Source organism: Cellulomonas sp. NPDC058312 (genome assembly GCF_042880135.1).
Classification (GTDB): Bacteria; Actinomycetota; Actinomycetes; order Actinomycetales; family Cellulomonadaceae; genus Cellulomonas.
The window spans coordinates 189,315-204,875 of sequence record NZ_JBHVZE010000004.1 but is presented as its reverse complement, the minus strand read 5'-3'; the positions used below and the strand labels follow the sequence as shown (position 1 = coordinate 204,875).

The following is a 15,561-nucleotide window of genomic DNA, read 5'->3' as shown; positions in this document are numbered from 1 at the left end:
ACTTGGCAGGAGTTCGAGGCCCGCTGGCGCAGTGAGGTCGGCCTTACACTGGGGCGCACCACCCGGTGAGTGCAGCGCCGGGCGACGGCCGTGACGTCCTCAGCGATGCCGCCGGAGCCCCGCCCGCGCCGGGACCTCGAACACGGAAGGCACCTGCGTGAGCTCGAACCGCCCTGTCCGCGTGGCCGTCGTCGGCGCCGGACCCGCCGGGATCTACGCCTCGGACATCCTGTCCCGCTCCGGTCTGGACGTGTCCATCGACCTGATCGAGCGGCTGCCCGCGCCGTTCGGCCTGGTGCGCTACGGCGTCGCGCCCGACCACCCCCGGATCAAGCAGATCATCGTGGCCCTGCACAAGGTGCTGGAGCGCGGCGACATCCGGCTGCTGTGCAACGTCGACTACGGCACCGACCTCACGCTCGAGGACGTGCGCCGGCACTACGACGCGGTGATCTTCGCGACCGGCGCCATCAAGGACGCCGAGCTGGGCATCCCGGGCATCGACCTGGACGGGTCGTACGGCGCCGCGGACTTCGTGTCCTGGTACGACGGGCACCCCGACGTGCCGCGGACCTGGCCGCTGACCGCGCAGCACGTGGCCGTCCTGGGCGCCGGCAACGTGGCCCTCGACGTGGCGCGGGTGCTCGCCAAGCACGCCGACGACCTGCTGCCGACCGAGGTGCCGGCGAACGTCTACGAGGGCCTGAAGGCCAGCCCGGTCACCGACGTGCACGTCTTCGCGCGTCGCGGGCCGGCGCAGGCCAAGTTCTCGTCGCTCGAGCTGCGCGAGCTCGGCCACGTCCCGGACGTCGACGTGGTCGTCTACCCGGAGGACTTCGACTTCGACGAGGGCTCGGTCGCCGCGATCAACTCGTCGAACCAGACCAAGCAGGTCGTGAAGACCCTCACGGACTGGACCCTGAAGGACCCCGACGAGATGACGGCGAGCCGTCGCATCCACCTGCACTTCCTGCACCGGCCCGTCGAGGTGCTCGGCGAGGACGGGAAGGTCGTCGGGCTGCGCACCGAGCGGACCGCGCTCGCGGGCGACGGCAGCGTCGCCGGGACCGGGCAGCTGCACGACTGGGACGTCCAGGCCGTCTACCGGGCGGTCGGCTACTTCGGCTCGCCGCTGCCCGACATCCCGTTCGACCACGCCTCGGGCGTCATCTCGAACCGCGAGGGCCGCGTCGTCGGTGCCGACGGCGAGCCGGTGCCCGGCGTCTACACGACGGGGTGGATCAAGCGCGGCCCGGTCGGCCTGATCGGGCACACCAAGTCCGACGCGAGCGAGACCATCCGGCACCTGGTCGAGGACGCGGGCGACCTCGACGCGCCCGGCAACCCGTTCCTGTCGGCCACCGAGCCCGACCCGGCGGCCGTGGTCGACGCCCTCGCGGGTCGCGGCGTCGAGGCCATCGAGTGGTCCGGCTGGGAGCTCCTGGACGCGTACGAGCGCCAGCTCGGCGAGCCGCACGGGCGCGAGCGCGTGAAGGTCGTGCCCCGCGAGGACATGATCCGGATCGCGCTGGCCCGGGCCGCCGCGGAGGCCTGACCCGCCCGCGTCCCCGCCGCCCCGCCGCAGAGTGGAAGGTTCCTGCCCGACACGCCCGGCGTGTCCGGCAGGAACCTTCCACCCGGGTGGGGCGGCGTCACGCCGCCAGCGGCAGCCGCCCGGGGGCCGTGGCCCGGACCGCCGCGGCGACCGGCAGGGTGACGCCGATCAGCACCACGGCGACGGCCAGCGACCCGAGCACGACCGGGTCGAGCACCGGCAGCGGGACCCCCAGCAGCCCCTGCCCGACGCCGAGCAGTGCGGGGAGCACGCTGGCGACCCCGACCACCAGCGCCGTCACGGTCAGCAGCACGGACTCCGCCGCGACCATCCGCACCAGCTGCCGGCGGGTCGCGCCCGTCCGGCGGAGCAGCGCGAGCTCGGCGCGGCGGGAGCCGACCAGCTGGACCAGCGCGTTGCCCGCGCCCACGGCGACGAACGCGAGGAGCGCGACCAGCAGGGCCAGGGACAGCCCCTGCTCCCCGGCCGCCGCCTCCCGGACCGACCGGGCGTAGCCGGCGACGTCCGTGGGGTCGAGCCCGGCGTCGGCCACGGCCGCCCGGACGCCCGGCACGTCACCGGGGGAGTCGGCCCGGACCAGCAGCGTCGCGTCGGACGCCTCGGCCGCGAGACCGGGTCCGACCAGGTAGTCGCCGAGGCCGAGCCCGCGCTCGTACACGGCGACGACGGTCAGCGTCCGCTCGACGTCGCCGAGACGCACGTCCACCGGGTCGCCGACCGCGGCGAGTCCGGTGAGCGCCGCCTCGCTGCTCAGCGCGATCGTGCCCTCCCGCGCCAGGTCGTCGAGCGACCCGGCCCGCACGTCGGCGTCGACCAGCGCGGTGCCGACCGGGACGGTGCGCAGCATGGTGGCCTCCCACGACAGGTCCTCGAGGAACGGCAGGTCCTCGTCGTCCTGGTCGACGCGCACCTGCGCGGGGAGCAGCGCCGTGGTGCCCACCTCGGCGACACCGGGCAGGGCGGCGACCGTCGCGGCCTGCGCGTCGGTGACCCCGTCGGGGGCCTCGACCACCAGGTCGGCGGCCAGGGACGCGCGCACCTGCTGCTCGCCCGCGTCCAGCACGGCGCCGTTGACGCCGGACTGCACGGTCCCGAGCGCCAGCAGCAGCGCGAGCGGGACGACGACGCCGGTGAGCCGGCGGGAGAAGCCGCGGGCGTTCGCCAGCGCGAGCGTCGCCGCCGCCCGCGGCCGGCCGGCCGTCAGCGCGAGCCCGCGCTCGGCGGCCCACCCGACCAGCAGCGGGCCGATCAGCGCCGCCGCGATCAGCAGCAGGAACGCCGAGGTGGTCGCGGCCGCGCTGCCGAGCAGGCCCGGCGCGACGAACGGCACCCCGGCGACCACCAGGCCGCCGACCGCGAGGACGGCCGCGGCGGTCGCCCGCACCCGGGACACCCGGCGCGGCTCGACGGCCGACCGCTGCACGGCGCTCGCCGGGCTGAGCCGGGCGCTCTCCCGCCCGGCGAGCCGCGCGCCGAGCAGTGCGGTCGGCACCAGGAGCAGCAGCGTGCCGAGCACCGGCCAGGGGGACAGCGGCACCGCGGACCCGGCGGGGACGATGCCGCCGGACTCCAGCACCCCGCGCAGCAGCGGCGCCAGCCCCAGCCCCGCGACGGCGCCCACCGGCGCGGCCACGGCGAACACGAGCAGCACCTCGGCGGTGACGAGCTGCCGCACCTGCCGGGTCGTCGCCCCGACGGCGCGCAGCAGCGCGAACTCCCGGCCGCGGGGTCGCAGGGCGCCGGCGAACGTCGACGCGACGACCAGCAGCGCGATCAGCACCGCGGTCCCCGCGAACGACGACGCGACGGTGACCAGCAGCGACGCGGCCGGGTCGGTCGACCCGGCGGCGAGCCGGATCCCGGCCTCGATCCACACGCCGGTGGCGGTGAGCAGCGCGGCCGCGAGGGCCACGACCAGCGCGCTGCCCGCCATGCTCCCGCGGTGCACGCGCACGGCGGAGCGGGCGGACGACCACACGGCGCTCATCGGCGCCGCGCTCATCGACCCAGCCCGATCATGCGGGCCGTGACCTGCTCGGCCGTCGGCGCGTCGAGGTGACCGGCGAGCCGGCCGTCCGCGAGGAACAGCACGCGGTCGGCCGCCGCGGCGACGTGCGCGTCGTGCGTGACCAGCACGAGGGTCTGCCGCAGGGTCGTGGCGGTGTCCCGCAGCACGTCCAGCACCTGCGCGCCGGTGTGCGAGTCGAGGGCGCCCGTCGGCTCGTCGGCGAACACGACCGCGGGGCGCGTGATGAGCGCCCGGGCGATCGCGACCCGCTGGGCCTGGCCGCCGGACAGCTCGCCGGGGAGCCGGTCGCCCATGCCCTCCAGCCCGACGGCGGCCATCAGGTAGCGCCGCAGGTGCGCGTCGACCGGGCGGCCGCCGAGCAGCAGCGGCAGCGCGATGTTCTCGTCGACCGTGAGGTGCCCGACCAGGTTGTAGGACTGGAACACGAACCCGATGCGGTCGCGCCGCAGGCGGGTCACCGCGTCCGGCGACATCGCGGTGAGCTCCGCGCCGCCGACGACCACCCGCCCGCTGGTGGGGGCGTCCAGGCCGGCCGCGCAGTTCAGCAGGGTCGACTTGCCGGAGCCCGAGGGCCCCATCACGGCGGTGAACGAGCCGGGCGCGAGGGCGAGGGTCACGCCGGCGAGCGCGGCGACGCTGCCCCCGCCATTCGGATAGGAGCGGCGGACGTCGTCGAGCAGGACGGCCGGCGGGGCGTCGTCCGACGGCTGCGGCGCGGGGTCGTGGGTGGGGCTGAGTGCGGTCATGGTGCTGCTCCTCGGGGGCCGTCGGGACACGTGCTTCGTCCCTGACGACGCTAGGAACCCGCGCGGCGCGCCTCCAGGTGCCTGCGACGGAACCTGCGACCGGCGTCCTGCGACGGAGGTCGTGCGACCTGCGACGGAGCCGGCCGCCGCTGTCGCCGACCGGTGCTGCGCGGGTCCCGGTCAGCCCGTGACGCGGCGGAGGAACTCCTGGGTGCGGGGCTCGCGCGGGGCGCCGAGGACCTGGTCCGCGGGGCCGCGCTCGAGGATGCGGCCCTCGTGCAGGAAGCAGACCTCGTCGGCCACGTGCCGCGCGAACGCCATCTCGTGCGTCGCGACGACCATCGTCGTGCCCTCGTCCTTGAGCTCCCCGAGCAGGTCCAGCACCTCGCCGACCAGCTCCGGGTCGAGCGCGCTCGTGACCTCGTCGAGCAGCATCAGCGCCGGCTGGGTCACCAGCGACCGGGCGATGGCGACGCGCTGCTGCTGGCCGCCGGACAGCTCGTCGGGGAACGCACGGGCCTTCGCGCCGAGGCCGACCCGCTCGAGCACCGCGGCGGCGCGCTCGCGGGCCTCGCGCCTGCCGACCTTGTGCACCAGCCGGGGCGCGAGCGCCACGTTGTCCAGCACGCGCAGGTGCGGGAACAGGTTGTACGCCTGGAACACCATGCCGATCCGGGCGCGGACCGCGTTCGCGTCGACGCGCGGGTCGGTGACCTCCTGGCCGTCGACCTCGATGACGCCGTCGTCGACCTCCTCCAGCAGGTTGATGCAGCGCAGCAGCGTCGACTTGCCCGAGCCCGACGCGCCGATCAGCACGACGACGCGGTGCTCCTCGACGTCGAGGGACAGGTCGTCGAGCACGACGTGGTCGCCGAACGCCTTGCGGACGCCGGACACGCGCAGCAGCGGGGCGGTCACCGCATCGCCCCCGCCCCGGCGAGGCCGCTCTGCGAGCCCAGCCAGCCGCCGCGCCGGGCGAGCGCGTCGGTGAACCGGGTCAGCGGGATCGTCAGCAGCACGAACAGCACGCCCGCGACGACGTACGGGGTGAAGTTCGCGTAGGTGGCGGTCTGGATCTGCGCGGCGCGCACGGCGTCGACCGCGCCGAGGATCGAGATGAGGCCGGAGTCCTTGGACAGCGCGACCAGGTCGTTCAGCAGCGGGGGGACCACCCGGCGCACGGCCTGGGGGAGCACGACGTGCCGCATCGTCTGCCCGCGGCTGAGCCCGAGCGAGCGGGCGGACGCGATCTGCGAGGGGTGCACCGACTCGATGCCGGCGCGGAACACCTCGGCGACGTACGCCGAGTAGGTGAGCACCAGGGCCAGCCCGCCGAGGACGACCGCCGACGTCGGGACGCCCTGGAGCCGCAGCCCGGGCAGCCCGAACCCGACGAGCAGCAGCACGAGGATCAGCGGCAGGCCGCGGAACACGTCCACGTACCCGGTGGCGAGCGCGCGCAGCGGGAAGAACGCCGGCCCGCGCAGCGTGCGCGCCAGGGCGAGCAGCAGGGCGACGACGACGATCAGCACCGCGCAGACCGCCATGACGCGGACGTTCAGCCACAGGCCCTCGAGGACCTTCGGCAGCGCCGCCCACGCGACCTCGGGGTCGAGGAACGACTGCCGGACCCGGGGCCAGCCCGGCGAGCGGACCAGCGCCAGCACCGCGACGCCGGCGACCAGGACGGTGCTGACCAGCGCGACCGCGGTCGACCGCCGGGTCTGGGTCCGCCGGTACGCGTCCCGGTCACGCTGCCGCTCGGACGGCACCCACCCGGTGCGGGGGGTGCCGTCCTCGGGCACCGGCACTACTGCAGGACCGGCGCGCCGGCCGCGTCGGTGAGCCACTGCGCCTCGAGGTCGGCGAGCGTGCCGTCCTCGCGCAGGGCGTCGACGGCGTCGGTGACCGGACCGGTCAGGGCAGAGCCCTTGTCGAGCACGAGGCCGAGCTGGTCCGCGTCGTCGCCGGCCGGCAGCTGCCCGACGAGCACGCCGCCGTCGAGCTCCGCCGCCGTGATGTAGAGCGCCGTGGGCAGGTCCACCACGATCGCGTCGACCAGGCCGGCGGTGAGCGCCTGCTTCACCTGGTCGTTGTCGTTGAACACCTGCAGGTCGGTCGTCGGGTCGATCGCCGCCTGCGCCACGGCCAGGCTGGTGGTGCCGACCATCGCGCCGAGCTTCAGGTCCTTCAGCTCGGCGAGCGTCGTCGCGCCGGCGGCCGCGGTGCCCTCGAGCGTGACCACGGCCTGCGCCGTGTCGTAGTAGGACGACGAGAAGTCGAGGTTCTCGGCGCGCTCCGGGCTGATCGACACCTGGTTGATCGCGAAGTCGAAGCTCTTCGCCCCCGGCGCGATGATCTGGTCGAACGTCACCGGCACCCACTCGACCTGGTCGGCGTCGTACCCGAGCTCCTCCGCGACCGCGTACGCGACGGCGGACTCGAAGCCCTCGCCGCTGGTCGGGTCGTTGTCGACCACCCACGGCTCGTACGCCGGGTCGGAGGTGCCGATCGTCAGGACGCCGTCGGTCAGGGTCGCGAGCGACCCGTCGGAGGCGGTGGCGTCGCCCGACGAGCCGGAGCCCTCGTCGACGGGGGCGCACGCCGCGAGCGCCAGCGCGCTCGCGGCGGCCAGGGCAAGGACTCGGGCAGTGCGCACGGTGGTCTCCTCGGGGGGTACGGGATGTGCGGGGGACAGCGTAGGGGAACCGTTCGGGGCGGCACGGCGTTGTCCTCCCTGCGGGACGGATCGACGCCCGCGGGGGTGCTGACACGGAAGGACGCACATGGGACACCGGCACTACAACGGCCTCAAGACGGCGCTGCTGTTCGGCGTGCTCTGGGCGGTGCTGCTCGGCATCGGCACGTTCGTGGCGAACGGCCGGTTCATCTTCCTGTTCGCCCTCGCCGGGGTCGCGATGACCGCGTACTCCTACTGGAACTCCGACAAGATCGCGATCCGCGCCATGCACGCGCGCCCGGTGTCGGAGATCGAGCAGCCCGCGATGTACCGGATCGTCCGCGAGCTCTCCACGGCGGCCCGGCAGCCGATGCCGCGGCTGTACGTCTCGCCGACCGCCGCGCCGAACGCGTTCGCGACCGGCCGCAACCCGCGCAACGCCGCGGTCTGCTGCACCGAGGGCATCCTCTCGATCCTCGACGAGCGCGAGCTCCGCGGCGTCCTCGGTCACGAGCTGATGCACGTCTACAACCGCGACATCCTCACGTCGTCCATCGCGGCGGCCGTGGCCGGCGTCATCACGTCGGTCGCGCAGTTCGCGCTGTTCTTCGGTGGCGGCAACGACCGCGAGCGCGGCGGCAACCCGATCGCGGCGCTGCTCATGGTCTTCCTCGCGCCGCTCGCCGCGACGCTCATCCAGCTCGCGATCAGCCGCACCCGCGAGTACGACGCCGACGAGGACGGCGCCGCCCTCACCGGCGACCCGCTGGCGCTCGCGTCAGCGCTGCGCAAGCTCGAGCGCGGCACCCAGGCCCGGCCCCTGCCGCAGGAGCGGGACCTCGTGGACGTGTCGCACCTGATGATCGCGAACCCGTTCAAGGGCGCCGGCATCGGGCGGATGTTCGCCACCCACCCGCCGATGGACGACCGCATCGCCCGACTGGAGCGGATGGCGGGCACCGGGGGGATCGAGCGGTACTGACCTGACCTCCCGCCGCCGAGGAAGGACCGCCCCGCCGAGACAGGGCGGTGGGCGGTCCGTCCTCGGCGCGGCGGCCCTGTCTCGGCGCGCGACGCCGCGCAGATCAGCGGGCGCGTGACGCCGCGCGGGTCAGCGGTAGTTGATGAACTGCAGCGCCGCGTCGATGTCGTCCGCGCCCTTGAGCAGCGCGATGACGGCCTGCAGGTCGTCGCGGGCCTTGGAGGTCACGCGGACCTCGTCGCCCTGGATCTGCGTCTTGACGCCCTTGGGGCCCTCGTCGCGGATCAGCTTGGTGACCTTCTTGGCGATCTCGGAGGACAGGCCCTCCTTGATGGTGCCCTCGAGGCGGTACTCCTTGCCGGACGGCTTGGGGTCGCCGTCGCCGGTGTCGAGCGCCTTGAGCGAGATGTTGCGCTTGATCAGCTTGGTCTGGAAGACGTCCAGGACCGCGCGCACCCGCTCCTCGGAGTTGGCGATCATGACGATCTTCTCGCCGCTCCAGGCGATGGACGCGCCGACGCCCTTGAAGTCGTACCGCTGGGCGATCTCCTTGACGGCCTGGTTCAGCGCGTTGTCGACCTCCTGGCGGTCGACCTTGCTGACGACGTCGAACGACGACTCGCTCGCCATGACTCCTCCTGACGTGGGGTGCGGGTGTGCTGCTCGGGGCGGGCCGCGGACTCGTTTTCCGTCTGGGCCCGAACCCTTGCTATCCTTCCATCCGCACGTCGTCGACGCAGTCACCGACGAGCACACCCCGGCGGGTTACCCGAGTGGCCAAAGGGGGCTGACTGTAAATCAGCTGGCAACGCCTACGGGGGTTCGAATCCCTCACCCGCCACGTTGCACGACAGGGCGTCCTCCTCCGGGAGGGCGCCCTGTCGCCGTCCCGGGCCCGTCCGGGCGGGTCGCGAGGGCCGATTTCGCACCACCCCGAGGACCGTGTAGCCTAGTCCGCGCTGCCCCGATAGCTCAGTGGTAGAGCACTTCCTTGGTAAGGAAGAGGTCACGGGTTCGAATCCCGTTCGGGGCTCTGTGGTGTGTCGCAGGTCAGGATGTGTCCTGACCTGCGACGTCACCCGAGGCGGGGTAGCTCAGTTGGTGAGAGCGCACGACTCATAATCGTGAGGTCGCGGGTTCGAACCCCGCCCCCGCTACCGCAAGTGACACACCGTGCGTCGGTCGACGCGCGTCGACCAGGGATCGAGCGCCGCAGGCGCGAGAGGTGGCAACAAGATGGCCAAGAGCACGGACGTCCGTCCGAAGATCACGCTCGCCTGCACGGAGTGCAAGGAGCGGAACTACATCACGAAGAAGAACCGTCGGAACGACCCCGACCGTCTCGAGATGAAGAAGTTCTGCCCGCGCGACGGCAAGCACACCGTCCACCGCGAGACCCGCTGACCCAGCGCACCACCGTGGCCGTCAACCCTGAGTACGCCGGACGGGCGTACGCGCCGAACGAGGCGTACGAGGTCGGCCGCGAGAAGCTCCGCGAGTTCGCGGAGGCGGTCGGGGCACTGCACCCGGCCCACACGGATGTCGACGCGGCGCGAGCACTCGGGTACCCCGACGTGATCGCGCCGCCGACGTTCGCCGTCGTCGTCGCCCAGCGCGCCGAGGCCCAGCTGATCGAGGACCCCGAGGCGGGCATCGACTTCAGCCGCGTGGTGCACGCCGACGAGCGGTTCATCCACCACCGCCCGATCCACGCCGGGGACCGCCTGGTCACGGTCCTGCACGTGGACTCGGTGACCGAGCGCGGCGGGTTGTCGATGGTGACGACCCGTGCCGTCATCGCCGCGGAGGACGGGGAGCCCGTCGCCACGGTGACGTCCACGCTCGCCGTCCGGGGAGAGGACGCCTGATGGCCCTGCCCGCGCTCGCCGACCTCGCCGTCGGCCAGGAGGTCGGCCGCCGCGAGATCGCCGTCGACCGCGCGCGCCTCGTCCGGTACGCCGGCGCCAGCGGCGACTTCAACCCGATCCACTGGAACGAGCGGTTCGCGACCGAGGTCGGCCTGCCCGGCGTCATCGCGCACGGCATGTGGACGATGGGCGCCGCGGTCGGCGTCGTGTCGGACTGGCTGGGCGACCCCGGCGCGGTCCTCGACTACCAGACCCGGTTCGCCCGACCCGTGCCCGTCGCGGACCCCGAGGGTGCGACCGTCGAGGTCGTGGCCACCGTCGGCGCGCTCGACGAGGAGTCCCGCACCGCCCGGGTCGACCTCATGGTCACCGCCGCCGGCACCCGCGTGCTGGCCAAGGCCCAGGTGCTGGTCCGCCTCTCCTGAGCGGCGCTCCCGTCAGCCCCGCGGGGCCGGGCCCGTCGTCGTGCCCGTGCGCAGCTCGACCGGCAGCACCGCGTCCGCCGGCGTCCCGCCCGCGAGCAGCGCCTCGATCGCCCGGCCGACGGTCGCGCCCTTCTCGGCGATCGGCTGTACGACGGTGGTGAGCACGTCCGGGGCGAGCCACGGCAGGTCGAGCCCGTCGAACCCCGCGACCGAGACGTCCTGCGGCACCCGGAGCCCGAGCTCCCGGGCGCCGAGCACGACGCCCGACGCCAGCAGGTCGGACTGCGCGACGACGGCGGTCGGTCGGGTGGCGGCGGGCCCGGACAGCAGGGCGTGGGCGGCGGCGGTGCCGTGCTCGACCAGGGACGCCGGGGTCTCGTAGACGGCGGTGGGGGTGACGCCGGCGTCGTGCACGCCGTCGAGGCGGCGACCGGCGATGGTCCAGGTGATCCCGGCGATCCGGTCGGCGTCGGCGAGGGCGCTGCGCCGCGCCGGGCCGAACGGCAGCGTCACCGTCGCGATGCGCTCGTGGCCGAGGTCGACCAGGTGCCGGGTGAGCTCCGCGACGCCCGCGCGGTCGTCGATGCCGATGGTGACCACGCCGGGCAGGTCGTGCCCCTCGACGACGACCACCGGGATGCCGCGGCGGCTGAGCGCCTGCAGCGCGGGGTCGTCCAGCGTGCCGCCCCAGATGAGCACGGCGACGTCCATCGCGGCCGACTCGATCAGCGGGTCGACGGGCGGCTGGTCGGGGCCGGTGGGGCCGGGGATGAGAAGGACGCCGAGCCCGAGGGGGCCGAGGGTGTCGACCAGGCCGTCCAGCAGCTGCACGGACACGGGGTCGCGGAACGACCGGCGCAGCGCGTCACCGACGACCACGCCGACGATCCCGGACCGGCCGCTGCGCAGCTGGCGGCCCAGCGGGTTGGGCCCGGAGTAGTCGAGGGCGGCGGCGGCGTCCAGGACGCGCTGCCGGGTGGCGTCGGCGATCGGTCCGGCGCCGGAGAACGCGAGCGAGGCCGTGGAGACCGAGACGCCGGCGGCGGAGGCCACGTCGGCGAGGGTCGGTCGCTGGGACACCGGGGGCCTTTCGACGGGGGCGCGGGGTGAAGCGCGTCACGGCCCGCAGGAGGCTGTTGACGCCGCCGCCAGCGTACCCGCAGACTGAAACCCATCCCCGAATCGATTCGACCGTTCGCCTCCGCGCCGGGATCGAATCGATTCGAACGATCCCTTCACCTCCGTGTGACCACCCCCTTGCACCGACCTGGAGATGCCGTGAGCCAGCCGCGGGCCCGTACCGGCCGCGCCCCCCTTCGTCCGGCCAACCGCCGACCCCGCCCCGAGGGTCCCGTGACCGGAGCACGCCGCCCCGGCCGCACCGGCCGGGGCGCGTCCGCGCACCTGCCCGTCGACCCTGCGGTCCAGCGGGCGCGGTGGCTGCTGATGGGGCTGTTCGCGCTCAGCGGGCTGATGCTGTCCGGCTGGCTCGCCCGGCTGCCCGCGGTCCGCGACGCCCTCGACCTCGGCACCGCCGAGCTCGGCGGGCTGCTGATCGCGGGGTCGATCGGGTCGCTCGCGACGGTGTCGGTGGCGGGCGCGCTGGTGAACCGGTTCGGCGGCCGCGTGGTGCTCTACCTGTCGATGGTGGCGTTCGCGGCCGCGTACGTGCTCATAGGTCTCGGTCCCACGCTCGGCTCGGTGCCGGTGCTCACCGCGGGCATCTTCCTGTCCGGTGTCGGCTTCGCGATCGGCAACGTGCCGCTGAACGTCGAGACCGCGGCGGTCGAGCGGCGGATGGGGCGCACGGTCCTGCCGCAGTTCCACGCCGCGTTCTCGATCGGGTCCGTGCTCGGGTCCGGCATCGGCGCTCTGTGCGCCGTGGCCGACGTGCCCCTGCTCGCGCAGTTCACCGCGACCGCCGTGATCGGGACGGTCTGGCGGCTGCTGTCCGTGCCGGGCGCGGTCATCGAGTCGCTGCCGGCCGACCGGTCCGGCGCCCGCGCGGCCCGCGAGGCCCGCGCCGAGGGCCGCAGCCCGCGCGAGGCCGGCCTGGCGGGTCGGCTCCGCGCCGCCCGCGTCCGCCGGGTCGCCCGGCCGGGCTCGTCGCTCGGGGCGTGGCGCGAGCCCCGCACGCTGCTGATCGGCGTGGTCATCATGTCCGCCGCCCTCTCGGAGGGTGCCGCGAACGACTGGCTCGCCCTCGCGGTCGTCGACGGGTTCGACCAGGTCGAGGCCGTCGGCGCGGCGATGTTCGGCGTGTTCGTCGGGGCGATGACCGCGGTACGGCTGCTCGGCACGCGGCTGATCGACCGCTACGGGCGGGTCGCGGTGCTCCGGGGGTCCGGGGTGGTGTCGTTCGCGGGCCTGCTGCTGTTCGGGCTCGCGCCGTCGCTGCCGGTCGCCGCGGTCGGCATCGTGGCGTGGGGCTTCGGCGCCGCGCTGACCGTCCCGCTGGGCATCGCCGCCGCGTCCGACGACCCGCTGCGCGCGGCGAGCCGGGTGGCCGTGGTCTCCGCGTTCTCCTCGACGGCGTCGCTCGCCGCCCCGCCGCTGCTCGGCCTCGCCGCCGAGCTCATGGGCACCCGGCACGCGCTGCTGCTCATCACGGTCGCGATGATCGCGTCGGTGCTGCTCGCCGGCACGGTCCGGCGCCCGGGCGCGGCGGCCGACGCCGCACAGGCGCCTGTCGACGACCCCGGCGCGCCCGTGGTCGCGACGGTCGAGCCGGCGGCCGTGCCGGCGCTGGACGGCCTCCGGGACGGCGCCCGGGAGGACGAGGCCGGCGGCTGCGTGCCGTCCGGTACCGTCCGACGGGAGCCCGCCGGCGTGCCCGTCCCGGCCCGCGGCGCCTGAGCCCGCACCTCCACCCACCCCCGATCCCGCACGACGACCGACCGTGGAGACCGCGATGACGCACCCCGCCCCGCCCGCCCCGCGGGCCGTCCGCACCGCCTCCGTGGCCGTGTTCACGGTCTTCGCGCTGGCCGGCTTCAACTTCTCGTCGTGGGCGGCGCGGCTCCCGGCCGTGCGCGACGAGCTCGGGCTGTCCGAGGGGCAGATGGGCCTGCTGCTGCTGGTCGGCTCGATCGGGTCGCTGGTGGCGCTGCCGCTGTCCGGGCTCGTGGTCACGCGGATCGGTGCGGTCAAGGCCGTCGCGGGGTTCGCGCTCGTCAACGCCACCGGGCTCACCATCGCGACGTTCGGCGCCTCGGCCGGCCAGGTCGTGGTGACCGCGGCGGGGCTGGTGGTGTTCGGCGTCGGCACCGGCGTGTGGGACGCGGCGATGAACCTCGAGGGCGCGATCGTCGAGCAGAAGCTCGGCCGCACCGTGATGCCGCGCTACCACGCCGGGTTCTCGCTCGGCACCGTGATCGCGGCCGGGATCGCCGCGGTCGCGGCGTCGGCGCGGGTCCCGGTGCACGTGCACGTGCCGGTCGCGGTCGCGCTGTCGTCGGTCGTGGTGCTGCTCGCGGTCCGCGCGTTCCTGCCCGCCGGCCAGCACGCGACGGGCGCGGACGGCGCCCCGGCCCCGCACGGCGGCCGGTCGGTCTTCGCGGCGTGGCTGGAGCCGCGGACGCTGCTGATCGGGCTCGTCGTGCTGGCCGCGGCGCTGACCGAGGGCGCCGGCAACGACTGGCTGAGCCTGGCGGTCGTCGACGGGTTCGCGCAGGACGACGCGGTCGGGGCGGTCGCCTTCGGGGTGTTCGTCAGCGCGATGACCGCGATGCGGTTCCTCGGCACGGTCCTGCTCGACCGGTACGGCCGGGTCGCGGTGCTCCGCCTGTGCGCGGGGCTCGCGCTCGTCGGCCTGCTGGTGTTCGGGCTGGTCCCGGCCGACATGCTCTGGCTCGCCCTGGTCGGCGCGGTGCTGTGGGGCATGGGCGCGGCGCTCGGGTTCCCGGTCGGGATGAGCGCGGCGAGCGACGACCCGGTGCACGCCGCGGCCCGGGTCAGCGTGGTCTCGACGATCGGGTACACGGCGTTCCTCGCCGGCCCGCCGCTGCTGGGGCTGCTCGCCGCGCACGTCGGCTACCGGCACGCACTGCTCGCGATCGCCGTGCCGATCCTCATCGGCCTGCTCGTGGTGAACGCCGCCGCACCGGCGCGGCACGGTGACCCGGAGCGGCCTACGCTCGTCCCGTGACCACCGCCGTGCAGCCCGCGACCTTCTCCCAGCTGACCACCCTCGGGGTGGGCGGGCCCGCCGGGCAGCTGGTGGAGACCAGCACCGAGGCCGAGCTGGTCGACGCCGTGCGGGCCGCCGACGCCGACGGCACGCCGCTGCTGGTGCTCGGCGGCGGTTCGAACCTGCTGGTGGCCGACGCCGGGTTCGACGGGGTCGTCGTGCGGGACGCGCGCCGCGACATCACCACGCCGGACCACTCGGCGTGCGCGGGCGTGACGCTGACCGCCGTCGCCGGCGCCGTCTGGGACGAGGTCGTCGCGCACGCCGCGGCGCACCGGCTCAAGGGCGTCGAGGCGCTGTCCGGCATCCCCGGGTCCGTCGGCGCGACGCCGGTGCAGAACGTCGGGGCGTACGGCCAGGACGTCGCGCAGACGATCTCGACCGTGCGGGTGTGGGACCGCCAGCGCGGCAAGGTGCGCACGCTGCCGCTGGTCGACCTGCAGTTCGGCTACCGGACGTCGCTGCTGAAGCGGTCGATGCGGGCGCTGCCGGACGACGCCGACCCGGGCGCCCCGTGGTACCCGACCCCGCGGTACGTGGTGCTCGACGTGACGTTCCAGCTGCGGGTCGCGCAGCTGTCCGAGCCGATCGCCTACCCGGAGCTCGCCCGCGAGCTGGGCGTCGCCGTGGGGGAGCGGGCGCTGCTGCCGGACGTGCGCGCGGCGGTGCTGGCCCTGCGCGGCCGCAAGGGCATGGTGCTCGACGCCGCCGACCCGGACACGCGCTCGGCGGGCTCGTTCTTCACCAACCCGGTGCTGACGACCGACGACGCCGCCGCGCTGCCCGAGGGCGCGCCGCGGTTCCCGGCCGGTGACGGCCTGGTGAAGTCGAGCGCCGCGTGGCTGATCGAGCACGCGGGGTTCGGCAAGGGCTACGGCCTGCCCGGCCCCGCGGCGCTGTCGACGAAGCACACGCTCGCGGTCACCAACCGCGGCGGGGCGACGACGGGCGACGTGCTCGCGCTCGCGCGCACGGTCCGCGACGGGGTGGCGCAGCAGTTCGGCATCACCCTGGAGCCGGAGCCGGTGCTGGTCGGCACGGCGCTGTAGCCGAGGTCGCCCGACGG

Annotated in this window: 15 protein-coding genes and 3 tRNA genes; 11 read left to right on the top strand and 7 right to left on the bottom strand. The window is 74.8% G+C overall.

The features are described 5' to 3' along the window. The first annotated feature begins 157 nt into the window (after positions 1–157). Complete coding sequence (locus ACFVXN_RS13545) at positions 158–1,555, top strand: FAD-dependent oxidoreductase (protein WP_389233184.1); 1,398 nt, start codon at positions 158–160, stop codon at positions 1,553–1,555. Between the two features lie 97 nt (positions 1,556–1,652). Here ACFVXN_RS13545 and ACFVXN_RS13540 read toward each other — a convergent pair whose 3' ends face one another. The 5 genes from ACFVXN_RS13540 to ACFVXN_RS13520 form a co-directional block, all read right to left on the bottom strand. Then, positions 1,653–3,563, bottom strand: a complete 1,911-nt coding sequence (locus ACFVXN_RS13540; protein WP_389233181.1) for an FtsX-like permease family protein — start codon at positions 3,561–3,563, stop codon at positions 1,653–1,655. Between the two features lie 11 nt (positions 3,564–3,574). Further along, positions 3,575–4,351, bottom strand: a complete 777-nt coding sequence (locus ACFVXN_RS13535; protein ID WP_389233178.1) for an ABC transporter ATP-binding protein — start codon at positions 4,349–4,351, stop codon at positions 3,575–3,577. 180 nt (positions 4,352–4,531) lie between these two features. Next, positions 4,532–5,269: an amino acid ABC transporter ATP-binding protein gene (locus tag ACFVXN_RS13530; RefSeq protein ID WP_389233175.1), complete on the bottom strand. Its 738-nt coding sequence runs from the start codon at positions 5,267–5,269 to the stop codon at positions 4,532–4,534. Then, positions 5,266–6,156, bottom strand: a complete 891-nt coding sequence (locus ACFVXN_RS13525) for an amino acid ABC transporter permease (protein ID WP_389233172.1) — start codon at positions 6,154–6,156, stop codon at positions 5,266–5,268. The genes ACFVXN_RS13530 and ACFVXN_RS13525 overlap by 4 nt, the downstream gene beginning before the upstream one ends. A 5-nt stretch (positions 6,157–6,161) precedes the next feature. Then, positions 6,162–7,010, bottom strand: coding sequence for a transporter substrate-binding domain-containing protein (locus ACFVXN_RS13520; RefSeq protein WP_389233169.1), 849 nt, complete (start codon positions 7,008–7,010; stop codon positions 6,162–6,164). A 127-nt stretch (positions 7,011–7,137) separates the two neighbouring features. Between ACFVXN_RS13520 and htpX the strand changes: the two genes are divergently transcribed. Continuing rightward, entirely contained in the window at positions 7,138–8,013 is an 876-nt protein-coding gene (gene htpX / locus ACFVXN_RS13515; RefSeq protein WP_389233166.1) for a zinc metalloprotease HtpX, read from the top strand. Positions 8,014–8,142: 129 nt separating this feature from the next. Here htpX and ACFVXN_RS13510 read toward each other — a convergent pair whose 3' ends face one another. Then, entirely contained in the window at positions 8,143–8,643 is a 501-nt protein-coding gene (locus ACFVXN_RS13510; RefSeq protein ID WP_389233163.1) for a YajQ family cyclic di-GMP-binding protein, read from the bottom strand. 129 nt (positions 8,644–8,772) lie between these two features. Here ACFVXN_RS13510 and ACFVXN_RS13505 point away from each other — a divergent pair. From ACFVXN_RS13505 to ACFVXN_RS13480, 6 genes are all read left to right on the top strand, one after another. Further along, positions 8,773–8,854, top strand: a tRNA-Tyr gene (locus ACFVXN_RS13505). A 120-nt stretch (positions 8,855–8,974) separates the two neighbouring features. Continuing rightward, positions 8,975–9,046 (top strand) — tRNA-Thr (locus tag ACFVXN_RS13500). Positions 9,047–9,096: 50 nt separating this feature from the next. Further along, positions 9,097–9,170: transfer RNA gene (locus ACFVXN_RS13495), tRNA-Met, on the top strand. Positions 9,171–9,249: 79 nt separating this feature from the next. Beyond that, a complete protein-coding gene (gene rpmG / locus ACFVXN_RS13490; protein WP_389233160.1) occupies positions 9,250–9,417 on the top strand; it encodes a 50S ribosomal protein L33 in 168 nt (55 codons plus the stop codon). Positions 9,418–9,431: 14 nt separating this feature from the next. Then, complete coding sequence (locus ACFVXN_RS13485; RefSeq protein WP_389233157.1) at positions 9,432–9,881, top strand: MaoC family dehydratase N-terminal domain-containing protein; 450 nt, start codon at positions 9,432–9,434, stop codon at positions 9,879–9,881. Then, entirely contained in the window at positions 9,881–10,306 is a 426-nt protein-coding gene (locus ACFVXN_RS13480; protein ID WP_389233154.1) for a MaoC family dehydratase, read from the top strand. The genes ACFVXN_RS13485 and ACFVXN_RS13480 overlap by 1 nt, the downstream gene beginning before the upstream one ends. Positions 10,307–10,318: 12 nt before the next feature. Here the strand turns inward: ACFVXN_RS13480 and ACFVXN_RS13475 are convergent, their stop codons facing one another. Beyond that, complete coding sequence (locus ACFVXN_RS13475; protein ID WP_389233151.1) at positions 10,319–11,359, bottom strand: LacI family DNA-binding transcriptional regulator; 1,041 nt, start codon at positions 11,357–11,359, stop codon at positions 10,319–10,321. Between the two features lie 300 nt (positions 11,360–11,659). On the opposite strand from ACFVXN_RS13475, the gene ACFVXN_RS13470 reads away from it, so the two are divergent. The 3 genes from ACFVXN_RS13470 to ACFVXN_RS13460 are packed head-to-tail and all read left to right on the top strand — an operon-like array spanning position 11,660 to position 15,544. Continuing rightward, positions 11,660–13,162: an MFS transporter gene (locus tag ACFVXN_RS13470; protein ID WP_389233148.1), complete on the top strand. Its 1,503-nt coding sequence runs from the start codon at positions 11,660–11,662 to the stop codon at positions 13,160–13,162. A gap of 55 nt (positions 13,163–13,217) precedes the next feature. Then, positions 13,218–14,453 carry an MFS transporter gene (locus tag ACFVXN_RS13465; protein ID WP_389233145.1) on the top strand — a complete coding sequence of 412 codons (1,236 nt, stop codon included), beginning with the start codon at positions 13,218–13,220 and terminating at the stop codon, positions 14,451–14,453. Next, positions 14,450–15,544, top strand: coding sequence for a UDP-N-acetylmuramate dehydrogenase (locus ACFVXN_RS13460; protein WP_389233142.1), 1,095 nt, complete (start codon positions 14,450–14,452; stop codon positions 15,542–15,544). The genes ACFVXN_RS13465 and ACFVXN_RS13460 overlap by 4 nt, the downstream gene beginning before the upstream one ends. The last annotated feature ends 17 nt before the right edge of the window (positions 15,545–15,561 follow it).